Here is a 5,551-nt window from a genome sequence, read left to right on the forward strand (position 1 = left end):
TGACGTTGTAGGCGATGTAGCCGAGGTTGAAGCCTGGCTGCGAGGGCACCTTCAGGTTCGCCGCTTCCTGCAGGGCCTTGAGATCGGCGGGGCGTGGGTTGAGGGTGATCTGGCACTCGCCGGCCTTGAGCTTCTGCGCGCGCACCGCGGCGTCGGTGTTGATCGAGAAGATCAGGTTGTCGATCTTCACGTCTTCGGGTTTCCAGTAGTCCTTGTTGCCCTTGAAGCGGATCTGCGCATCCTTCTGGTAGCGGCTCAGGATGAAAGGCCCGGTGCCGATCGGCTTCTGGTTGATCTGCTGTGGCTTGCCGGCCTCGAGCAACTGCCCGGCGTACTCGGCGGACTGGATCGAGGCGACGTCCATCGCCAGGTTCTGGATGAAGGCGGCGTCGACCTCGTTGAGGGTGAACTTCACCCTGTGCTCGTCGAGCTTCTCGACCCTGGCGATGTTCTTGTCCAGGCCCATGTCGGTGAAGTAGGGAAACTCGGTGGGGTAGGCCTTGCGGAACGGATGATCCTTGTCGAGCATGCGCTGGAAGGTGAACAGCACATCGTCGGCGTTGAATTCGCGGGTCGGCTTGAAGTAGTCGGTGCTGTGGAACTTCACACCCTTGCGCAGGTGGAAGGTGTAGGTCTTGCCGTCGTCGCCGATGTCCCAGCTTTCCGCCAGGGCCGGGATCGCCCGGGTGCCGCCGCGCTCGAACTGGACGAGGCGGTTGAACAGGGTGACCGAGGTCGCGTCGTAGTCGGTGCCGGTGGTGTACTGGGCGGGATCGAAGCCGGCCGGGCTGCCCTCCGAGCAGAACACCAGGTTGCTGGCGGCGTGGGAGAACGGGGAGCCGAGGATCAGACCGGCTGCCAGCCAGGCCCGAAGGGGAAGGATCTTACGCATGCAAACCTCATTTTTTCTTTTTCTAAGGGCATCGTCTGAGGATCGGCCTTATGGGCCATGGCAACTCTCGCCTTTCCATGGATGGCGGGTGACAGCCATGGACCCTGTGCGGCGACAGCGATCGTCCGTTTGTTGTTGGTCGACGATTCGCTGATGCCGAAATTAAGTCATGCTGAAATTGTGGTCAACGAAAATTAAGCACGACTAACATTTCTCTTGCGAAAACGTTTGCCTGACAGGATGGGAAGGTGCGCTACGGACTGGCTCAGGGCGTCGGATGGTCGTCGAACAGGCCCATGGTGGTGATGGTCAGGACTTCCGCCACATCGCTGCCGACGTTGGCCAGGCAATGGGTCTTGGTCGCGTCGAAGTGCACCGAGTCGCCGGCGCCGAGGGGGTACTGGCGCCCCTCGATGGTGTAGACGATCTGCCCGGACAGGACGTAGGAAAACTCGGCGCCCTCATGGGAGATCAGCTCCGACTGGTAGCCCACCGGCATGTTCATCTTGACCGCATTGATCAGGTTGCCGGGGAAGGAGCTGGACAGGCGTTCGTAGGCCAGCGGCTGGCCCTCGATGGTGTAGCGTACCCGCTCGCCTTCGTGGGAGTCGGGCTGGGGTTGTGCCGGTTGGTCGAACAGGGCATTGAGCGGGATATTCAGCGACTTGGCGATGTTGGCCAGGGAAGAGATCGATACACCGGTGAGGTTGCGCTCCGCCTGGGAGAGGAAGCTCGCGGTGAGACCGGATTCGCTGGCGACTTGGTGCAGGGTCTTCTTGGCGGCGCGGCGATAGCGACGCAGGCGTTCGCCGATGCGGTCTACGGTCATTGGGGAGACTCTTGTTGAAAGGCGCAGTATACCCAGCGCGGGGCGTCAATAAAGTCTGACAGATGAACTACCCGAACCCCTATTTTTTAAGTGTGACTGAAAATTTGTTTTGACCTGAATTTAAGCTCGACTTAAATTTCAGCCCGGTCCAGACGAGGAGAACAACAAATGACCGTGGGTGTTGGCGGGAGTACCCCTGCGCAGGCGCTGGAGCGTCTGCGGAACATGATGGACGGCGCGCAGCCGATCGGCCTGGCGTCTTACCGTGCGCGAATCGCCGCGGCCCAGGCGTGGATGGGCGAGCATGGCATCGCCGCGGCGTACCTGCATGCAGGCAGCAACCTGCGTTACTTCAGCGGCGTGCAATGGCACCCCAGTGAACGCCTGGTGGGTGCTCTACTGCCCGCCGAGGGCGCCCTCGAATACCTTGCGCCGGCCTTCGAGGAAGGTACGGTGCGCGACTTCCAGGTGGTCGATGGCGCCATCCACACCTGGGAGGAACACCAGGATCCCTATCGCCTGCTGCTCGATCGCCTGGAGGCGCTCGGCGTGGGCGAGCGCAGCACGGTCGCACTGTGTCCGAGCCTGCCGTTCGGCATGTTCGAGCGCTTGCGCCAACAGGCGCCGGGCAGGAACTTCGTCAGCGCCGCGCCGCTGATCGACCAGGGACGGATGCGCAAGTCGGCCGAGGAGCTGGCGCTGATGCAGCGGGCCAAGGACATGACCCTGGAAGTGCAGAAGGCCGCGGCGAGCATTCTTCGCGAAGGCATCAGCACCACCGAAGTCGCCGAGTTCATCCACCAGGCGCACCGCAAGGTGGGCGCGCCCGGTTCGACCTTCTGCATCGTCCTGTTCGGTGCCGCCAGTGCCTTCCCGCATGGGGTGAAGCATGCGCAGGTGCTGAAGGATGGCGACATGGTGCTGATCGATACCGGCTGCCAGGTCCACGGCTACCAGTCGGATATCACCCGCAGCTATGTGTTCGGCACGCCTAGCGCACGCCAGCGCGAATTCTGGGGGATGGAGCGCGACGCCCAACTGGCGGCCTTCGAGGCCGCGCGTCTGGGCCAGCCCTGCGAGGCGGTGGACGCCGCCGCGCGGCGTTCGCTGGAGGCCAACGGCCTGGGGCCGGACTACCGCATGCCTGGCCTGCCGCACCGCACCGGGCATGGCATCGGCATGGACGTCCACGAAGGCCCGTACCTGGTGCGTGGCGATCGCACGCCGCTGGATGTCGGCATGTGCTTCAGCAACGAACCGATGATCTGCGTGCCCGGCGAGTTCGGCATTCGCCTGGAGGATCACTTCTACATGACGAAGGAAGGACCGCGCTGGTTCACCCAACCGAGCCCGTCCATCGACGATCCCTTCGGCCTCGGCGGCTGATCCGGCCGAACGATAACGCCGCACGCGGGAAGGCAAGGACCAGGGCTTCCCGCGTGCGGCGCAGCGATCAGTCCAGCTTCACCCGCGAAAAGTCCCGCGCCGACATCGGGCTCATGCGGTAGCCGCTGACGTTCTTGCGTTGCGCGTCGAACATCAAAGGATGCGCCAGCGGCAACCAGGGCATCTGCTCGTGGAAGATCCGCTGCGCTTCCTTGTACAGCGCTACCCGTTGGCTCTCGTCGTTGCTCATGCGCGCCTTGCGGATGGCTTCGTCGAAGCCCTTGTCGCACCAGCGCGCGCGATTTTCCCCGGACTCCACCGAGGCGCAGCCGAGGTTGTGGGTGAGGAAGTTGTCCGGGTCGCCGTTATCGCCGATCCAGCTGTAGAGCATCATGTCGTGTTCGCCGGCCTTGGTGCGCTTGACCATCTCGCCCCACTCGAACTGGCGGATGTTCACCCGGATGCCGATGGCGGCCAGGTCGGACTGGATCAGTTGCGCCACTCGCGCCGGGTTGCCGCCGGGGCCGCTGCCGGTGCTGATGTAGAGGTTCAGGGGTGTGTCCGGGGTGACGCCGGCTTCCTTCAGCAGGGCCTTGGCCCGTTCGGGGTCGTAGGGCCAGTCGCGGATGCTGTCGTCGTAGCCGAGCAGCATCGGCGGGTAGGGGCCGATGGCCGGGCGGGCCTGGTCGCCGAAGACGATCTTCAGGTAGGACGACTTGTTGAAGCCCATGGCGATCGCCCGGCGCACGCGCGGGTCGTCGAACGGTTCGTGCCGGGTGTTGATCGCGGCGTGTGAGGTGATCATCGCCGCTTCTTCCAGCACCGTCAGCTGCGGGTCCTGGCGTAACGCGGCGACGTCTTCGGGCTTGGGCGTCAGGGCGATCTGGCATTCGTTGCGGCGCAGGCGCTGCACGCGCACGTTGGGGTCGAGGGTGATCGCCAGCACCAGGTGGTCGATGGCCGGCTTGCCCTTCCAGTAGTCGGGGTTGGCTGCGTAGCGCACCTGGGCATCCTTGCGGTAGCGGATGAAGACGAACGGGCCGGTGCCGATCGGCTTGCTGTTGAGTTCGTCGCCCTTGCCCCTGGCGATCAACTGGCCGGCATATTCGGCGGAGAGGATCGAGCCGAACGGCATGGCCAGGTCGGCGAGGAACGGCGCCTCCGGGTGCTTGAGGACGAAGCGCACCTGATGTTCGTCGATCTTCTCGATGCGCTCGATGATGTCGCGCAGTTGCATGGCGTCGGCGTAGGGGTAGCCGCTGGGCGAAAGGTCGTGGGCGGGGTGCTGCGGATCGAGCATGCGCTGGAAGCTGAACAGCACGTCGTCGGCGTCGAATTCGCGGGTTGGCTTGAAGTAGTCGGTGCTGTGGAATTTCACGCCCTGGCGCAGGCGGAAGGTGTAGACGAGGCCGTCAGCGGAGACGTCCCAGCTTTCCGCCAGGGCCGGGATCACCGTGGCGCTGCCCGGAGCGAACGCGGCCAGCGCGTTGTACAGCGGATGGGCTGAGGCGTCGAAGGTGTAGCCGGAGGTATAGCGGGCCGGATCGAACCCTTCCGGCGCCGCTTCGGTGCACACCGCCAGGGTCTTCGGCTGGGCCTGGATGGCGGCGCTGGCGGCGAGGGCGAGCAGCAGCAGGCTGTAGCGCAGGGCAGAGCGTGGTCGCATGGATGACTCCTCTGGAGCGGGACGGCCGGGTCGGCCGCCCCGGGGAGAGGCGCCGCCTCGCTCGTGGCGGGGCGGCGCGGCTGGCAGGCGAAGCTACTTGCCGACGCTGACCTCGTAGAACGAGTTCAGGCCGAAGGGACTGATCCTGAAGTCGTGTACCGTCTTGCGCATCGGCTGGTACACGGTGGAGTGGGCGATCGGGGTGATCGGCACCTGCTCCTTGAGGATGTGCTGGGCCTGCTTGTACAGCTCGGTGCGCTTGCCCTGGTCGGTGGTGCGCTTGGCATCCTTGACCAGCTTGTCGTAGCCGGCGTCGCACCATTTGGAGAAGTTGTTGCCGTCCACCGCGTCGCAGCCGTAGAGGGTGCCGAGCCAGTTGTCCGGGTCGCCGTTGTCGCCGCTCCAGCCGATCAGCATGGCGTCATGCTCGCCGCCCTTGGCGCGCTTGATGTATTCGCCCCATTCGTAGGTGACGATCTTCGCCTTGATACCGATCTTCGCCCAATCGTTCTGCAGCATTTCCGCCATCAGCTTGGCGTTGGGGTTGTAGGGGCGTTGTACCGGCATGGCCCACAGGGTGATCTCGGTGCCTTCGGCGACGCCGGCCTTCTTCAGCAGCTCCCTGGCCTTGGCCGGATCGTAGGGCGCGTCCTTGATGGTCTCGTCGTAGGACCACTGGGTCGGTGGCATGCCGTTGCTCGCCAACTGGCCGGCGCCCTGGTAGACGGCGTCGATGATGGCCTTCTTGTTCACCGCCATGTCCAGCGCCTGGCGTACT

5 protein-coding genes are annotated in these 5,551 nt (G+C 64.5%); 1 reads left to right on the plus strand and 4 read right to left on the minus strand.

Annotated features, from left to right (window positions below; all coding sequences use genetic code 11):
• Together HMPREF2716_RS12595 and psdR are read right to left on the minus strand one after the other, a co-directional pair.
• On the minus strand, window positions 1–892 hold an 892-nt coding region (locus tag HMPREF2716_RS12595; RefSeq protein WP_256548116.1), incomplete at its 3' end, for an ABC transporter substrate-binding protein.
• 265 nt (window positions 893–1,157) lie between these two features.
• Entirely contained in the window at window positions 1,158–1,721 is a 564-nt protein-coding gene (psdR, locus tag HMPREF2716_RS12600) for a transcriptional regulator PsdR (RefSeq protein WP_003094433.1), read from the minus strand.
• Between the two features lie 168 nt (window positions 1,722–1,889).
• Here psdR and mdpA point away from each other — a divergent pair, with 168 nt between their 5' ends.
• On the plus strand, window positions 1,890–3,107 hold the full coding sequence (gene mdpA / locus HMPREF2716_RS12605) for a metallopeptidase MdpA (protein ID WP_043491433.1): 1,218 nt from the start codon (window positions 1,890–1,892) through the stop codon (window positions 3,105–3,107).
• A 67-nt stretch (window positions 3,108–3,174) separates the two neighbouring features.
• Here the strand turns inward: mdpA and HMPREF2716_RS12610 are convergent, their stop codons facing one another.
• Both HMPREF2716_RS12610 and HMPREF2716_RS12615 read right to left on the minus strand, forming a co-directional pair.
• Window positions 3,175–4,773 (minus strand): ABC transporter substrate-binding protein, encoded by a 1,599-nt coding sequence (locus HMPREF2716_RS12610; RefSeq protein WP_023518081.1) that lies wholly within the window; start codon window positions 4,771–4,773, stop codon window positions 3,175–3,177.
• 93 nt (window positions 4,774–4,866) lie between these two features.
• Window positions 4,867–5,551 (minus strand): ABC transporter substrate-binding protein (locus tag HMPREF2716_RS12615; protein ID WP_256548117.1); only part of this gene is annotated, 685 nt, incomplete at its 5' end.

The sequence above is a fragment of the Pseudomonas sp. HMSC076A11 genome (assembly GCF_001810205.1).
In the GTDB taxonomy this organism is placed as follows: Bacteria; Pseudomonadota; Gammaproteobacteria; order Pseudomonadales; family Pseudomonadaceae; genus Pseudomonas; species Pseudomonas aeruginosa.

Excerpts from the sequence above, each read along its gene's own strand:
- HMPREF2716_RS12610 (WP_023518081.1), bottom strand. The coding sequence starts at position 4,773 with ATGCGACCACGCTCTGCCCTGCGCTACAGCCTGCTGCTGCTCGCCCTC.
- psdR (WP_003094433.1), bottom strand. The coding sequence starts at position 1,721 with ATGACCGTAGACCGCATCGGCGAACGCCTGCGTCGCTATCGCCGCGCC.
- mdpA (WP_043491433.1), top strand. The coding sequence starts at position 1,890 with ATGACCGTGGGTGTTGGCGGGAGTACCCCTGCGCAGGCGCTGGAGCGT.